13 protein-coding genes are annotated in these 15,786 nt (G+C 43.7%); 7 read left to right on the top strand and 6 right to left on the bottom strand.

Going from position 1 to position 15,786, the window contains the following annotated elements; translation table 11 throughout:
- Positions 1-2: 2 nt before the first annotated feature.
- Genes ACM0P2_RS13125 through ACM0P2_RS13110 form a run of 4 tightly spaced genes read right to left on the bottom strand, consistent with a single transcriptional unit; the run spans position 3 to position 3,176 of the window.
- On the bottom strand, positions 3-746 hold the full coding sequence (locus tag ACM0P2_RS13125) for a DUF1365 domain-containing protein (RefSeq protein WP_159120256.1): 744 nt from the start codon (positions 744-746) through the stop codon (positions 3-5).
- Positions 743-2,008, bottom strand: a complete 1,266-nt coding sequence (locus ACM0P2_RS13120) for an NAD(P)/FAD-dependent oxidoreductase (protein ID WP_159120255.1) — start codon at positions 2,006-2,008, stop codon at positions 743-745. The genes ACM0P2_RS13125 and ACM0P2_RS13120 overlap by 4 nt, the downstream gene beginning before the upstream one ends.
- An 11-nt stretch (positions 2,009-2,019) precedes the next feature.
- Complete coding sequence (locus ACM0P2_RS13115; RefSeq protein ID WP_159120254.1) at positions 2,020-2,739, bottom strand: SDR family NAD(P)-dependent oxidoreductase; 720 nt, start codon at positions 2,737-2,739, stop codon at positions 2,020-2,022.
- Entirely contained in the window at positions 2,736-3,176 is a 441-nt protein-coding gene (locus ACM0P2_RS13110) for a nuclear transport factor 2 family protein (RefSeq protein ID WP_159120253.1), read from the bottom strand. Before ACM0P2_RS13110 ends, ACM0P2_RS13115 begins: the two co-directional genes overlap by 4 nt.
- A gap of 257 nt (positions 3,177-3,433) precedes the next feature.
- On the opposite strand from ACM0P2_RS13110, the gene ACM0P2_RS13105 reads away from it, so the two are divergent.
- The 3 genes from ACM0P2_RS13105 (at position 3,434) to ACM0P2_RS13095 (ending at position 5,477) form a co-directional block, all read left to right on the top strand.
- Positions 3,434-4,009: an LON peptidase substrate-binding domain-containing protein gene (locus ACM0P2_RS13105; protein ID WP_159120252.1), complete on the top strand. Its 576-nt coding sequence runs from the start codon at positions 3,434-3,436 to the stop codon at positions 4,007-4,009.
- Positions 4,010-4,129: 120 nt separating this feature from the next.
- Positions 4,130-4,741: a sigma-70 family RNA polymerase sigma factor gene (locus ACM0P2_RS13100; protein ID WP_105931732.1), complete on the top strand. Its 612-nt coding sequence runs from the start codon at positions 4,130-4,132 to the stop codon at positions 4,739-4,741.
- Positions 4,734-5,477 carry a ChrR family anti-sigma-E factor gene (locus tag ACM0P2_RS13095; protein WP_159120251.1) on the top strand — a complete coding sequence of 248 codons (744 nt, stop codon included), beginning with the start codon at positions 4,734-4,736 and terminating at the stop codon, positions 5,475-5,477. The genes ACM0P2_RS13100 and ACM0P2_RS13095 overlap by 8 nt, the downstream gene beginning before the upstream one ends.
- A 112-nt stretch (positions 5,478-5,589) precedes the next feature.
- Here ACM0P2_RS13095 and ACM0P2_RS13090 read toward each other — a convergent pair whose 3' ends face one another.
- Positions 5,590-6,354: an outer membrane protein assembly factor BamD gene (locus tag ACM0P2_RS13090; protein WP_105931734.1), complete on the bottom strand. Its 765-nt coding sequence runs from the start codon at positions 6,352-6,354 to the stop codon at positions 5,590-5,592.
- 186 nt (positions 6,355-6,540) lie between these two features.
- Between ACM0P2_RS13090 and rluD the strand changes: the two genes are divergently transcribed.
- From rluD to dld, 4 genes are all read left to right on the top strand, one after another.
- Positions 6,541-7,524: a 23S rRNA pseudouridine(1911/1915/1917) synthase RluD gene (gene rluD / locus ACM0P2_RS13085; RefSeq protein ID WP_159120249.1), complete on the top strand. Its 984-nt coding sequence runs from the start codon at positions 6,541-6,543 to the stop codon at positions 7,522-7,524.
- Positions 7,525-7,539: 15 nt separating this feature from the next.
- The gene (gene pgeF, locus ACM0P2_RS13080) at positions 7,540-8,295 is read left to right on the top strand and encodes a peptidoglycan editing factor PgeF (protein ID WP_159120248.1); all 756 of its coding nucleotides are present in this window, start codon (positions 7,540-7,542) and stop codon (positions 8,293-8,295) included.
- Between the two features lie 189 nt (positions 8,296-8,484).
- Positions 8,485-11,061 (top strand): ATP-dependent chaperone ClpB, encoded by a 2,577-nt coding sequence (gene clpB, locus ACM0P2_RS13075; RefSeq protein ID WP_419226682.1) that lies wholly within the window; start codon positions 8,485-8,487, stop codon positions 11,059-11,061.
- A 122-nt stretch (positions 11,062-11,183) separates the two neighbouring features.
- On the top strand, positions 11,184-12,887 hold the full coding sequence (gene dld / locus ACM0P2_RS13070; protein ID WP_419226681.1) for a D-lactate dehydrogenase: 1,704 nt from the start codon (positions 11,184-11,186) through the stop codon (positions 12,885-12,887).
- Positions 12,888-12,908: 21 nt separating this feature from the next.
- Here the strand turns inward: dld and prsT are convergent, their stop codons facing one another.
- The gene (prsT, locus tag ACM0P2_RS13065) at positions 12,909-15,722 is read right to left on the bottom strand and encodes an XrtA/PEP-CTERM system TPR-repeat protein PrsT (RefSeq protein ID WP_159120296.1); all 2,814 of its coding nucleotides are present in this window, start codon (positions 15,720-15,722) and stop codon (positions 12,909-12,911) included.
- Positions 15,723-15,786 lie beyond the last annotated feature (64 nt).

Raw genomic sequence — 15,786 nt, 5'->3', positions numbered from 1 at the left:
TGTTATTGTTCCTGACTTTTTTCTGGGTGTGTATACAGTGGCGTTCTTTTAAGCAATAGTTTAAACGCGTGCCAATAAATTCCGGCCACAGTTTTTATTGTCATACTGGGTATACGTTTAAGTGCTTGAGTTAGATTCGCATTATCTAAAGTATATTTTGTAAGATTTATCCCAGCACTGAACTCTTTGTCGCTTCGCACACAGTCCATCGCTAGAGAAAGTCTAGTAGAAGGCTGGGAAATTGACCATTTGTATGTCATGTCCATTGGATTAAAGGGCGATACATGAAACGCTTTTGGGGTATCGTCTTGGGTGTCTAAATTAACGAGATAGTGATGACGTTCGTTCCAAGGTGTGTTACTGACTTCGGCCAACATGTGCGTAAATTTACCGTCTGTATTGCGAAGGTAGTAAAAGTTGACGGGGCTGAAATACCAGCCCCACATTCGTAACTGTCCCAACATAAAAACGTCACCGGAAAGGGGAGTGCCATCATTAAGCTCAATCATTCTATTAAGCACTGCCTGACGAAGTGAGTGCGATGGATCGCCCAAGTAATCTTCTCGTTTAAAACGGACTCTTGCTTTTCCTTCGGCGGAAAAATATTTCAGCTCGTGTGACAAGGTTGTAAGCTCTTCTTCATCAAGCTTCAGCCAAAACAAGTAAATGTCATAATCAAATTTATGCTGGGTAGGCTTAAACCTTTGGTGATAAACCTTACCTTTGTAAATGGCACTCTCTGTCACAGCGTTTCACCAAAGCGAGCGCATACATCCAGTGCGCTTTTTACACCGTCTTCATGGAACCCGTTGTACCAATATGCGCCGCAAAAATGCAGGTTGTCTACACCGCAAATCTCATTTCTTCTCGCTTGAGCATTAACCATTTTCGCACTGTATTGCGGGTGAGCATACTGGTAGGTGCCCAATACGCTAGAAGGCTCAATTTCGGCGGAGTTGTTTAACGTTACGCAGTAAGTGTTTTCGACGTCTAACCGTTGAAGGATATTCATATTGTAGGTCACGGATGCAGGTCGTGACTCTTCACTGACATCTTCTTTGAGACGATAATTCCAACTTGCCCACGCTAACTTTCTTTTGGGGAGTTGGTTTATGTCTTTGTGCATCACTACGTCATTTTCGGCATAAGGAATGTTACCAAGGATGTCCTGATGCAGTGAATTAGGCGCACCCAGCATCCGTAATGCTTGATCACTATGGCAGGCAAAAACGACGTGGTCATATTGCAGTTTATCACCGGTCGAATCAGTAACTTCCCAGACATTGTCAACTTTCATAACGGATGTGACAGCGGATGAAAGCTTTATTTTCGATTCAAACGGAGCAATCAAAGGAGGGACATACTGGCTAGAGCCTCCTTTGATTGTGTACCACTGAGGTCTGTCGGTTATGTTGAGTAAGCCGTGGTTATTAAAGAATTGGAGAAAGAACGTAAGCGGGAACTTTCGCGTTTGCTCCAGGCTGCTTGACCAAATAGCCGCACACATAGGAAGTATGTAATAACGAGCAAAATCGTTGCTTAGACCCAGCTCTTTGATAATGTCTTCAAGGGTAAGAGCTGATGTATCCCGTCCTTCCGCGACCATCGCTTTACACGCTTTATTAAACGCAAGGATGTCTCTTACAATACGCCAGAATTTGGGGCGTAGAATATTGCGGCGTTGTGCGAATAGACTGTTAAGATTATTGCCGTTGTACTCAAGGTTGGCTTTTCTGCTCATCACAGAAAAACTCATTTCTGTGGGCTGATAATCTACATTAAGCTGCTTCATAAGTTTGATGAAATTGGGGTAGGTCCAGTCGTTAAATACAATAAACCCCGTGTCGATACTGTGCACTGCGCCGTTGTCGGTAATTTGTTTTGTAGCAGTGTGGCCGCCAATATAGTCGTTAGCTTCGTAAACCGTAATGTCGTTCTTTCTATTAAGTAGATGTGCGCAGGTTAGCCCTGATATTCCGGTGCCTATGATGGCAATCTTATTCGTCATTCGTTTGTCTCTTATTGTTTTTTTCGCATCGATAAAGATATGCGCTTCTGTAGCAGTGTTGGAAGTATGTGCATAAATCGGAGAATAAAGCCAAAAATTCTTGGGAAGAACACTGTCTGCTTATCATTCTCGATGCCAGCAAGCATAGCTTGTGCTGCTTCTTCTGCGCTGATTTTCATCGGCATTTCAAAGTCGTTTTTATCCGTTAAGGGCGTTTCGACGAAACCAGGCGATACCGCCTGAACTTTTATTCCTTTATGGTGAAGGTCGACTTCAAGTGATTTTGTAAAATAATGAAGGGCGGCTTTACTTGCGCCATAAGCTTGAGATTTGGTAAAGGGTAGCAGGCGCGCCATGCTATCTACGATAACAAGCTTATCTCCCTGCTGTAATTTAGGTAAGAGTGCGTCAACACAATTAACCACGCCGAAGAAATTAGGTTCAAATACTCGTCTGAACATGTCGGGCTCGAAATTATCGATATCAACATATTCGCAAGTTCCGGCGTTGAGTACTGCAATATCAAATTTTACTGCGGATAATGCACGGCGAGCGTCCTCAAGGTCGGTTACGTCAAATTGACACGCGTCTATATTGCTATTACTACTCAATTCATCTAACGCATCTTTGTTTCTACCGCACGCTATTACGCGATAACCTTCTTTAGCTGCGTGAATGGCAAGTGCTTTACCAATGCCTGATGTTGCGCCAGTAATTAAAATTGTTTTCACGATGCAAGCTTCCCTTTAATTTTTTTGATAACAAAACCTAAGATGGGTACGTGCTCGTAGACCATTTCGCCCAAGTCATAGTAATCTTTGTGGTAAGCAACTCTGTCATCTACAACGTTTAGTTGAGTAGTGCCGTCTAGCGTGATGTGCTTATTATTTCCTTTTAGCGTCAGGTGCATTGTCCAATTAACTATGTGTGTAACTTGAGTTCTCGCAGTATTGTTACCGTCACAGTCAAAAACGTCTGCAATGTCAAACCTGCAGCTTTCGGCCTGTGTTAGCAAGTTTGAAAAGTAATTTTTTACCGCGTCGATGCCGCGATGTGTTGTTATGGGGTCGACAAATACAACGTCTTTTGCGTAGATACTTTCAAGATCATCTGGAGATATTTGACATATATCCGTGTAAATTTTACAAAACCGCTCAATTACGTCCATCTATGCCCCTTACGTACATTCTGTCAGCGCACCTAGTTTAAGAAGTTGAATAGTTCAAGTAGTCATATCGTCACTTCCTAAACTTTTAACTACAAGTCTCTGATCTTGTTTTTGTTAATAAAGTTTTACGAAAACTAACTTACAGCAAATGAAGTGACTAAGATCACGTATTTGTACTTACCTGTGAAAAAAATTCCCATTCGATCCTATTTGTTCCCACTTGCGTAAGTATTTTCATGTTTTCGGAAGTGTCAATTATGAGTTTAGAACGATTTCCATTATTTCCTTTATCTGCCCATCTTTTACCAGAGGGTAGAATGGCTTTGAGAATTTTCGAGCCACGATATGTGCGCATGGTCAAACAGGCATGCGCCGAAAACAGTGGCTTTGTGATGTGTATGCTTAATTCAAATGGCGACAAGGAAACAAACAAACACATTCATAAAATCGGTACATACGCGCAGGTTGTAGACTTCGATATGCTCGATGACGGTTTGCTTGGCATAAAGGTTGCTGGTTCTCACTTAGTTGAGGTAAGTAATATTGAAGCCGAAAAAGATGGTCTTCGCACTGGCGATTGCAAAACAATACCGCAGTGGCAGTGTGATTTAGCACCTCAGCAAATAGCGCCTATGGACGAGCGACTTAAAGAAATATTCGGGAGCTATGAAGAATTGGCTGCGCTTTATGAATCACCTAAGTTCGACAACCCTAACTGGGTTTTGAACCGCTGGTTGGAATTACTTCCAGTAGATGGTTCGCAAAAGCAGCATTTTTTAGCTCAGAGAGAATGTACCAGTTTATTAAATTATCTCTCAGGTTTGATTGGATAGCCTTGGTAACTGACAGAGCTACATTACAAAATCGTAACTGAATATTGGCGAATTTCGCATACGCTTTAAGTCACAACGTCGTAGAATGATACAACCAAAACAGAAAAGCGGACGAATCTTATGTTAGTTGGAATTCCACTAGAACAAAGTAACAGCACAATCAAACCAAAAGAGTGTGCTACCGAAATGTCTGATTACTTGGTAGCGGTTGCAGATACTCGATGCAAACGTTCTTTTGCTAGAGTGTTTAATTATTTTGCGCCACGTCTTCGCTCTTATGCGTTGAAACAAATGGGCAACGAAGCCCTAGCGATGGAGCTAGTGCAGGATACAATGTCTAACGTGTGGCAAAAGGCTCATCTTTTTAATTCTGAGAAAGGCTCGCCCTCTACTTGGATTTTTACGATAGCGAGAAATATTCGCTTCGATATGTTACGCAAGCTACAAAACAGAAAAGAAGACGTTTGTTCTGATGATTTGTGGCCAGTGTTGTGCGAGCAAACAGCAGATGCGAATGAAACTTCGCTTGACGAGCAGGTTACATTAGAACAAATTGGATTTATGTTTGAATCGCTTCCAGCTAAGCAAAAGGCTGTGGTTGAGGCTATTTATATCGACGGTAAGTCACAACAAGAAGTCGCGGATGAGCTTTCTATCCCTCTTGGTACGGTAAAATCGAGAACACGTCTTGCGCTTCAACGGTTAAAGGTCATGCTGAACGACAATGATTAAGTTTCATCCTAGTGCCCGTCAGTTGTCTGATTTTGTTGAGGGCACGCTTTCACCTGCTATATCGTTGATGGTTTCTGCGCACTGCGATATGTGCGAGAAGTGTCAACGCCGAGTTGAAATAGAAACCGAAAGTCTTGCGGCTGAAATGGTTTCTTCAGTTAGCGCCAAAATGGATAACACTATCGACACGTCTTTCCAATTTGGCGACATGCTCTCACAGATTACGGCACTACCTTCAGGTAAACAGTCTGACTTTGGCAGCTATTGTGAAGTCGAGTACCAAGAGCCCTTCAAAAAAGATAGCAGCCGACGTCTACAAGCGAACGTGAGCACGATAGAGTTAGACGGGAGGTCATTTACGTTGCCGAGAACTCTGCATCGTTACATTGACAAAACCGGTAACTGGTCAAGCCTTGTAGGGAAATTGTGGCAGGCGCCTGTAGACTTAGGCAACCAAGGGGTTGCGAATTTTATTTTTATGGGGAGCGGTGGCAGTGTTCCAGAACATACTCATCGTGGTACCGAATACACATTAGTTATTGACGGCGAATTTAGCGATGGTTTAGGGCGTTATGATACCGGCGACTTTATTTTTATGGATGGTGAGAAAACGCATACGCCAAGAGCCGAGGGTAAAGAAGGGTGTTTAGTATTTAGCATAGTTGATCAGCCGCTACACTTTACGTCTGGTCTAGCGCGTCTTTTAAACCCGTTTAGCCATTTGTTTTTTAGGTAGCTCCCCAAAGGTATTGTTTCTAAAGGGTTGAAGCAAAGACGTCTTGAAAGACAAAAATGAAAAAACGCACGTTAGGTGCGTTTTTTGTTTTTACTGATAATAGCTATTTTGCTTAGCTAATGAACTCACTATCTGGATAGTTTAATTTCAGTGTTTTCATTGCATTGTTACGCAACTCTTCCAAACCAAGTTGTTCATAACTCGAAACCATAATTTCAAGCGCTTGTTGAACCTGTGTTGTATTCGGGAAATGCTCAATAACATAACGTCCGCGATTAGCAGCTGCAACGTAAGCCTGACGTCTCATGTAGAAACGGGCAATAGCAATTTCATAACGCGCCAAGCGGTCTTTAATATGCACCATACGTTGTTTTGCGTCCGCAGCATATTTACTGTCTGGATACTGCTGAATTAGCCTACGGAAATCTTCAAATGCCGCGCGAGACTTCGATGGGTCCCTGTCTGTACGGTCTATATTCATTAACTCTTGGAATAAATTGCTATCAGATTCCATGTTAGTTAATCCACGCATGTAATAGGCGTAATCAACATCTGAATGGTTTGGGTTTAGACGAATAAACCTGTCGATGGTGGCTAGGGTTTCTTCGTTTTTGCCCGATTTATAATAGCTATAAATCAAGTCAAGTTGAACCTGGTGAGAAAGTGGTCCAAAAGGATATCGAGAGTCTAGCGCACTTAATGTTTGCGCTGCAGCACTAAAGTTACCAACTTCCATGCTTTGTTTTGCTCTGTCGTACAGTTGCTGCGCGCCCATGTTTGCTAAAACAGCTTTCTCTTCATTATCTGAAGAGCTACATCCTGCGACAGACACCATAGCACCAAGTAAAACGGGTGCCAGTAGACGAAATGATTTCATAATAATTCTATTTTCCTGCTAAACAGTTTTAGTACTTCGCTGTCTAAGCCCATGTGTTAAACAACAACACTTTAATTGCATTCTAACGTACTAACGGTGAGAAAAACCATACAAAAACGTAAACAAGGCAGTGTACAGCGTCAAACCTTGTTATAATACCCTTTTTTAGACGTAATCAATGGTGTTATGACAGAGTCGCCCAACACAATACAATTAGAAGCTTCAACGGAAGCTGCCCATTTTGGTTTACGGTTAGATCAGGTTTTGGCTGATTTGTTCCCTGAATATTCCCGTTCTAAGCTAAAAACTTGGATTCAAGACGGTAATGTGGCGGTAAACGGTGAGGTAATCACTATTCCACGCCATAAAATGCAGATGGAAGAGGTTGTTACCGTTTGCGCCGAGATGGATGTTCAAGTTACAAGTGAAGCGCAAGATATTGCCTTGGATATTGTCTATGAAGACGATCATATCTTAGTAATAAACAAACCAGCCGATTTGGTTGTGCACCCTGGTGCAGGTAATCCAAGTGGTACCGTGCTCAATGCGCTTTTAAATCACGTACCCGAAATTGATAAGGTTCCTCGCGCAGGTATTGTTCACCGCCTCGATAAAGATACGACGGGCTTAATGGTGGTAGCAAAAACTATCCCAGCGCAAACTCATCTTGTCGATCAGCTTCAGCGTCGAGAAATGAGTCGAGAGTACGAAGCGATAGCTTTAGGTACAATGGTAGCGGGCGGGATCGTTGATGAACCCATAGGAAGACATGCGACTAAGCGAACTCACATGGCGGTGCGCGAGTCAGGTAAGCCTGCAGTTACGCATTTCCGCGTTATCGAAAAGTTCAGGGCTTACACCCATTTACGTCTTAAACTAGAGACGGGCCGTACTCATCAAATACGTGTGCATATGGCTCATATAAAGCATCCCTTATTGGGTGATCAAGTTTATGGCGGGCGTCCTCGTTTACCAAAAGGTGCTTCTGAGGAGTTTATTGCTGCTCTTCGCGGTTTCAAGCGTCAAGCACTTCATGCGGCTCAACTTTCTCTATTTCACCCAGATACTGAAGAGTGGATGACGTGGAAAGCGCCTTTACCTCAAGATATGCAGGACATGTTGAAATCGGTGAAAAAGGACAGCGAAGAAAACCCTCAAGACATGCTCTAAGCGGGTGAGAGGCCTATGCAAAATTCACATCAAGACATATCGACGTCAGCGACACTCAAATTGATCACGCCCGAGTGGACTTGTCCGTCTAACGTTGTGGCTTACACGACGACTCGAGCGGGTGGCGTTAGCATGGGGGATTTTGCAGGCTTGAATGTTGGGGCTCACGTAGGCGACGACTTACTTTTGGTTAAAGCCAACAGAAGTCTTCTGCCTAACGGAGACAAAATCACATGGTTGGAGCAGATACACAGCAACCGTGTGGTTTCACTACCCAGCTTAGATACAACCGCAGATGCGGCTTATTCAACGTCAAAATCTCATTTCTGTGCAGTAATGACCGCAGACTGTGTACCTATCTTATTATGCGATGTGAAAGGGCGAGAGGTAGCGGCTGTTCACGCTGGCTGGAAAGGTCTTCACACTAATATTATCAAAAACACGCTTTTAAATTTTACCTGTCCGAGAAATGAAATTATGGCGTGGATTGGGCCCGCTATTAGTCAGCCCTGCTACGAGGTAGATGCAGAAATAGCGGGTTCGTTTCTTCATATTCAAGGTGTCGTGATACCAAGTAGCAATCAAGACAGATATTTATTGAACTTACCCAAGATAGCGCAGGCTCAACTCGCGCAGGCAGGTGTCGAGAATGTAACGCAAAGTAACTTATGTACTTATTCTGATGAACATCACTTTTATTCTCACCGTAGGGCAACCCATCAACAAAAGCGGACTACAGGTAGAATGGTCAGCGTGATTGGTATACGCTAATTTCAGTGTTTGCTCACCTCTAGATGGGCTGGTAAAAACTCGGTCAACCAAATCAAAGTTTGCGCTATATCAAATCCTCATTAGTCTTTTTCATCTTTTTGGCTATCTTTTAGCGCTTATACTTGAATCACAATTCAGCTGCCTACATAACTAGACTATAAATAATTGTTCATTTTTTAGGTCGAGATTATGAGACTAGATAGATTTACCAGTAAATTTCAGCTCGCGATTTCCGATGCTCAATCACTCGCATTGGGGCGAGACCATCAATATATTGAACCTGTTCACCTTATGACTGCCATGCTTAATCAGCAAGGTGGTTCAGTTCGTCCACTGCTAGATCAGGCCAATATTAATGTAAATGCGCTGCGCTCAGCATTGAGTCAGGCTATTGAGCGTTTACCCCGCATTGAAGGTATAGGTGGCGATGTTCAGTTAAGCAAAGACAGCGGTATATTGCTTAACCTTTGCGACAAAATTGCGCAGCAGCGAAAAGATGAATACATCACATCAGAAATTTTTGTTCTAGCAGCATTACAAGATAAAGGCCGATTGGGTGAGATTTTTAAAAGCTTAAACATCACCAAAGAAGCCATTGAAACCGCGATAGACGACATGCGTGGTGGTCTGAAGGTGACAGACCCGAACGCGGAAGACGTGCGACAAGCCCTTGAGAAGTACACGACAGACTTAACCGAACGGGCTGAGCAAGGCAAGCTTGACCCCGTTATTGGGCGAGATGATGAGATTCGACGTACCGTGCAGGTACTGCAACGTAGAACCAAAAACAACCCTGTGCTTATCGGTGAGCCAGGTGTGGGTAAAACCGCGATTGTTGAAGGTTTAGCTCAGCGTATCATTAATGGTGAAGTGCCAGAGGGGCTCAAAAACAAGCGCGTGTTAGCTCTTGATATGGGATCGTTAGTCGCTGGCGCCAAATATCGCGGTGAGTTTGAAGAGCGCTTGAAAGCAGTACTGAACGAATTGGCGAAAGAAGAAGGGCGCGTTATTTTATTCGTTGACGAGTTACACACTATGGTGGGAGCAGGAAAGGGCGACGGTGCAATGGATGCGGGGAATATGCTTAAACCTGCGCTGGCCCGTGGTGAGCTTCACTGTGTGGGCGCAACTACGCTAGACGAATATCGTCAGTACATTGAAAAAGATGCAGCGCTAGAGCGTCGTTTCCAAAAAGTCTTGGTTGAAGAGCCAAGCGTTGAAGACACCATCGCCATCTTACGGGGGCTTAAAGAGCGCTACGAGCTTCATCACTCGGTGGATATCACTGACCCTGCCATCGTTGCAGCCGCCAGTTTGTCCCATCGCTATATAAGCGACCGTCAGCTACCGGATAAGGCCATTGACCTTATCGATGAAGCGGCATCTAGCATTCGTTTGCAAATAGACTCTAAGCCGGAAGAAATGGACCGACTAGAGCGCCGTATTATTCAGCTGAAGTTAGAAGAGCAGGCGCTTGCGAAAGAAACGGACGATGCAAGTCATAAAAGACTTGAAATGATTGAGCTAGAGCGTGAGCAAGCGGAAACCAAATATTCAGAGCTCGAAAAAGTATGGCTGGATGAAAAAGACGCCATGCAGGGTACCCAAACTATTAAGGGCGAGCTTGAGCAAGCCAAACTAGATTTGGAAATTGCGCGACGGGCTTCTGATTTAAATCGCATGTCGGAACTTCAGTATGGTCGAATTCCTGAGCTTGAGGCCAAGCTTGAGCAGGCGGCTGAAAATGAAACCCGAGAAACAACCTTACTTAAAAACAAAGTAACCGATGCTGAAATTGCAGACGTGCTTTCACGGTGGACGGGAATTCCAGTGGCAAGAATGCTGGAAGGTGAGCGCGAAAAATTACTTCGCATGGAAGACGTTCTTCATAAACGCGTGGTTGGTCAAGAAGAGGCCGTTGAGGCCGTATCAAATGCAATACGTCGCTCTAGAGCCGGTCTTGCGGATCCAAATCGTCCAATTGGTTCCTTCCTTTTTTTAGGGCCAACGGGGGTAGGAAAAACTGAGCTGTGCAAAGCGTTAGCTGGTTTCATGTTTGATACTGAAGACGCCATGATACGCATCGATATGTCTGAATTCATGGAGAAGCATTCTGTGGCGCGTTTAGTTGGCGCTCCTCCAGGCTACGTTGGCTATGAAGAAGGTGGTTATTTAACTGAAGCAGTGCGCCGTAAGCCTTATTCAGTAATATTGTTGGACGAAGTTGAAAAGGCGCATCCTGATGTATTCAACATTCTGCTTCAGGTGCTTGATGACGGCAGGCTTACTGACGGACAAGGACGCACTGTAGATTTTAAAAATACCGTTGTGATCATGACGTCTAACTTGGGCTCAGACATCATTCAAGATAAGCATAACGAAAGTCAGTATGATGAAATGAAGGGAATGGTAATGAACGTTGTAGGGCAGCATTTCAGGCCCGAGTTCATTAACCGGGTGGATGACATTGTAGTATTCCATCCACTTGGGAAAGAGCAAATTAAGTCTATTGCTAAAATTCAGCTTGCTTCTCTTCGCGCAAGATTGGCAGAAAAAGGGTATAAACTTTCGTTGTCTGCGGCCGCCATGGACAAGTTGGCCGATGCGGGCTTCGACCCAGTGTTTGGCGCACGTCCGCTTAAGCGAGCGATACAAGTGCAGGTGGAAAACCCGCTTGCGCATCAGTTGTTAGCAGGGGAGTTAATACCCGAATCAACAGTGCGCATAGATGCCGACGACAGCGGGCTCTTTATTGTCAGCAACTAAGACGTATTGAGATTAACTGCTTCAAAGGCACTGGAAACAGTGCCTTTTTTATTGCCTTATTACTGCTTTTTCCTTTAGTTTACCAGCTAGAGCAAACTTAGCGCAGGTGTTAGGAGTTATTCATGCAAACAGCCCCAATTATTGACGCATTTAAACGCGTACTCGGGGAAGGTAATCTTGCCGTTGGTAAACGTCAAACCGAACATTACCGAAAAGGGTGGCGATCGGGCGAGGGCGAAGCATTAGCGGTACTTTTTCCACAAACACTAATGCAATATTGGGAAGTGCTTAAGGTTTGCGTTGAATATAACTGTATCATCATTATGCAGGCCGCTAAAACGGGTTTGACTGAAGGTTCTACACCAAGCGGAAATGATTACGATAGACCTGTGGTGGTTATTAACACCTTAGCCATGGATGATATCGTTCTAATAAACGATGGTAGGCAGGTGTTGAGTTTTCCAGGGGCAACCCTGTTTAAGCTGGAAAAAATGTTGAAGCCACTAGGGCGCGCGCCACATTCGGTGATTGGGTCTTCGTGTTTAGGGGCGTCTATCGTTGGTGGCGTAGCAAACAATTCAGGTGGCGCGCTTGTCAAAAGAGGGCCTGCGTATACAGAGCTATCCTTATTCGCTCAAATAGATGAAAACGGCGAGCTAAAGCTGGTTAATCATTTAGGGATAGACTTGGGTGAAACACCTGAAGAAATTATCGGAAATCTTTCTTCTGGTAACTTTTCAAAATCACTCCCAGAAACGAGTAAGAAAGCGTCAGCCAGTGACTATGAAGAAATCGTTCGAGATGTAAATGCTGATACGCCGAGTCGTTTCAATGCCGATCCAACACGGCTTTATGAAGCCAGTGGCTGTGCGGGCAAAATTGCCGTTTTTGCCGTGCGCTTAGACACATTTGAAGTACCTAAAAAAGAACAAACGTTTTACATCGGCACGAACGATGCTGCTGTACTTACCCGCATCCGCAGAGATATTCTGTCAACGTTTGATAATGTTCCTGAAGTAGGTGAATACCTGCATAGAGAAATATTTGATATTGCAGATATGTATGGCAAAGATACGATATTAAGTATTGAACGTTTAGGCACAGATGCACTACCTAAAATGTTTGCACTCAAAGGGCGGGTGGATGCTGTGCTCAACAAACTGCCTTTTATGCCTCGTTACCTAAGCGACAGAGTTATGCAGTTTGGGAGTAAGCTTTTCTCTGACCAAATCCCCGCAAGCTTAAGAGCCTACCGCGACAAGTATGAGCATCATCTTATCCTTAAAATGAGCGATGGCGGGATTGAGGAGGCTAATTCACTTTTATCAAAGCTGTTTAATGTAGAGAAACTAGACGGTGATTACATTACTTGTGATGATGAGGAAGCATCCAAAGCGTTTTTATTGCGTTTCGCTGCTGCAGGTGCCGCGGTGCGTTATCAAATGATGCATCACGAGCAAGTAGGCGAAATTCTTGCCTTAGATATCGCATTACGTCGTAATGACGAGTTTTGGGTAGAAAAATTGCCTGAGCATATAGCCAAACATATTGAAAAGCCGCTTTATTACGGTCATTTCTTTTGCCACGTTTTCCATCAAGATTACATACTTAAAAAAGGCAGCGACCCCAAAAAAGTAAAGGCGGATATGTTGGCACTATTAGATAGCCGAGGCGCTAAATATCCTGCCGAGCATAACGTCGGCCATTTGTATGAAGCTGAGAGTACTCTACAAAAGTTTTACAGGGAACTAGACCCTACCAATATCTTTAACCCAGGTATTGGTAAGATGGAAAAGCACAAACGCAATTGTTCGTGCTGTGTTTAGTTGTGGATTGTTAGAACGCTATTATAGGCTTTCTAGTAACGCTTTAGCTTGTGGGCGCTTAAAGAAAGGGCGCTCAACACCAACTGCATACTCTAGTTCTTTTTTCGCTTCCTCAATTCTATTCAATTTTGCAAGGGTGTAGCCAAGGTGGTAGCGAATGTTAGGGTCGTTAGCGTCCCTTGCGAAAGCGTCTCTAAGCATTTTAAGACTACCCTCATAATCTCCCTGCAGAGCTTTAATGTGCCCGAAGGTGTCTAGTATTTTTGATGAATTAGGCTGTAACTCGTAGGCTTGCCGTGCATAGTTTTTCGCGGTAACGAGAGACTTTTCTATATGCATGATGGCTAGGCGGTTAAAAGCTTCAGCTGGGTTGAGAAGATTCGGCTCTTCAACAAGTTCTTTGTATAGTGCTATGGATTCGTCAAACTCTTGAATAAAGAAAAGGTACTGTGCCAGCAAGTTTTTCGCCAGCAGGTTGTTTTCATTTTCGTTCACCAATTTGCGTGCAGTATTTAAAAATACGTCAACAAACTGTTCGTTTAAGGCGTAGTTGTAGATCGCAACAAAGGCCTGGGCAAAAGAAGCGTCGACTTCTAGCGCTTTTTCAAAAGCGTTAATCGCACTTTCATTATTGCCTTTATTTGCAGCTAATCTTCCTTTCAAAAAATGGTAAACCGGGTTTTGTTGCTGGTTTGTAGGAATGGTCGCTAACAACGACTGTGCTTTATCGTTTTTCTGCAAATCTAACAATAAGCTGGTATAGCGCAACGTAACAAATGTGCTTGTGTCGGCTATTTCGTACGCACGAGCCATGGCGTCTAACGCACTCTCATTATCACCAATATTTCGGGCTTGGTCGGCATAGGCAATTAATTTACCCGCGTCATCATTAATAAAATTTCTTACAATGCTTAGCGTTTTTTCGGCGTCGGCACGTTGATTACTAGCAAGCTGAAGGGCAGCTTTACGAAGAAGGTAGTCAGCATTGTCGAAGTCATCTTTTATTAGCAGGTCTAAGTGATACAGTGCACTCTTGGTATCGCCTTGTTGCTGATACAAAGAAGAAACGCGTTCCCTAGCACCGATATTCGACGGCGTAAGTGTTAGTAAATCGAGATAGATTTGCTTTGCTTCATCTACCTTGCCTGCTTTGGTCAAATTAAACGCTTTTAGCATGAGCGTTTCATTATGCTGTGGTGACAAAGTAAGAAGTTCTTCAATCAATTGATTAGAAGTTTCTACGTTGCCCAAGCGACTTTCTGTAGCCGCCAAATTGAATTTTGCAGGAAAGAGAGTAGGGTTCTGCGCCAGCGCTTTCTCGATATTATCTTTAGCTTCTTCTAATTGCCCCTGTCTAATCAAGATGCCAGCTTTAAGGTTGTATACTTCAGCTTCGTCAGGATAAAGTTCACTCAGCAGGTTTGCACCTTTTAATGCATTGTCAAACTTCTGCGCCTGTAAATTCATTAATGAATAAGTGAAAAGAAAACCTGCGTTATCTTTGTAGTTAGGTAAATTAGTTTCGAGGATCGAAAGTGCTTCGTCCTGTTTCCCCCTCGCTGCCATCAGTTTAATTTTAAAAAGCTGAAGCTTATTTTCACTTGGGTACTTATATTCAAGGTTTTGCAACAGTCGTTCAGCTTTAAAGGCCTTGTTTTGGCGAATAAATAGGTCACCTAGAAGAAGTGCAGAATCAGGATCTTCCATTAACGCATCTTGATGACGCTCAAGCAGCGCAAGCGCTTGTTTGTCTTGCTGTGTTGCCATATAGACTTGGCTTAGCATTAATACTGCCTGCAGGTCATCAGGCTCCTGCTGTAAATAGGCATTAAAATCTTTTGCGGCTGTTTCCATGTTGTTATTAAAGAAATTCGTTAAACCGCTTATGTACAGCAACATGGGTTGAGAGGTTATCAGCTCAGGGTCGAGCTGCGCCATGAAATCGTTAAGCTCTTTTAGCTTTGCATTATCAATAGCTTGCTGGTTGTCTCTACTTTGTAGCCAGCTGTTGAGTAATATGGCTAGCGGATCGTTAGGCGTGTCTTCAATAATTTCATCCACGAAAAGCTTAGCCGTATCATAGTCTTTCGCTTCTAAATACAAGTCCACTAGGTTACGCAGGGCTATAGGGTCATCGCGGTTAAACGTTAGTGCTTTTTGTAAATGCGCGGTTGCTGCGACGGTATCACCTTGTCGGTAAGCAAGCTGGCCCTTCAATCGCCATGTGATTGCGTTTTCTGGTTCTAAAGACATGGCTTTATCGATAAGAGAATTCGCTTTTGCTAAGTCTTCATTTTGAAGGGCAATAGAGGCTAGGCCGTTTATAGCTGGCACGAAGTTAGGTGTGCGTGAGACTATAGTGTTGTAGTCCCGTAGGGCGCATTGCTCATCTTCCAGTCTAGTGCACGCAGTTGCACGAATCATTAACCACTCGCGCTCTGCTTCACCCGACAGCTTGGTTAAATCAGCAAAGTCGACAATCTCCTGATATCTGTTCAAAAACAACCAAGTGTTGCCGAGAGGCTCTGCCAGAAGATTAATATCGGCACCCATTTCCAGCGCTTCTACAAACTCCATCTCGGCCGCAGTAAGATAGCCATTAATAAGCAGTATTTCGCCCATGAGGATTTTTGCAGCTAGGTTTTCAGGGTCTTTCTGTAAGCTATTTTTTAGGTGGATATAGGCTTCGTCGTACTCGTTTTGATTAAACGCAGTAAGCGCTTTTTCATAGTCCTCTGAGGTGGTAGCGAAACTGTTAAAAGCGATTAATGATGAGGCAACTGCGGAAACGAGTGTGCGTTTCACGATGCCCTTTTTATTATTAAAGAAATCCATATAAACCTTCTATACATAGCCAAGCTGATGGCTGAAAAATAGCATAAAAAAAGGTGGCCTGAGC

It is taken from the genome of Alteromonas sp. OM2203, from assembly GCF_048517045.1.
In the GTDB taxonomy this organism is placed as follows: Bacteria; Pseudomonadota; Gammaproteobacteria; order Enterobacterales; family Alteromonadaceae; genus Alteromonas; species Alteromonas gracilis.
This window is presented reverse-complemented; position numbering and strand designations above follow the sequence as displayed.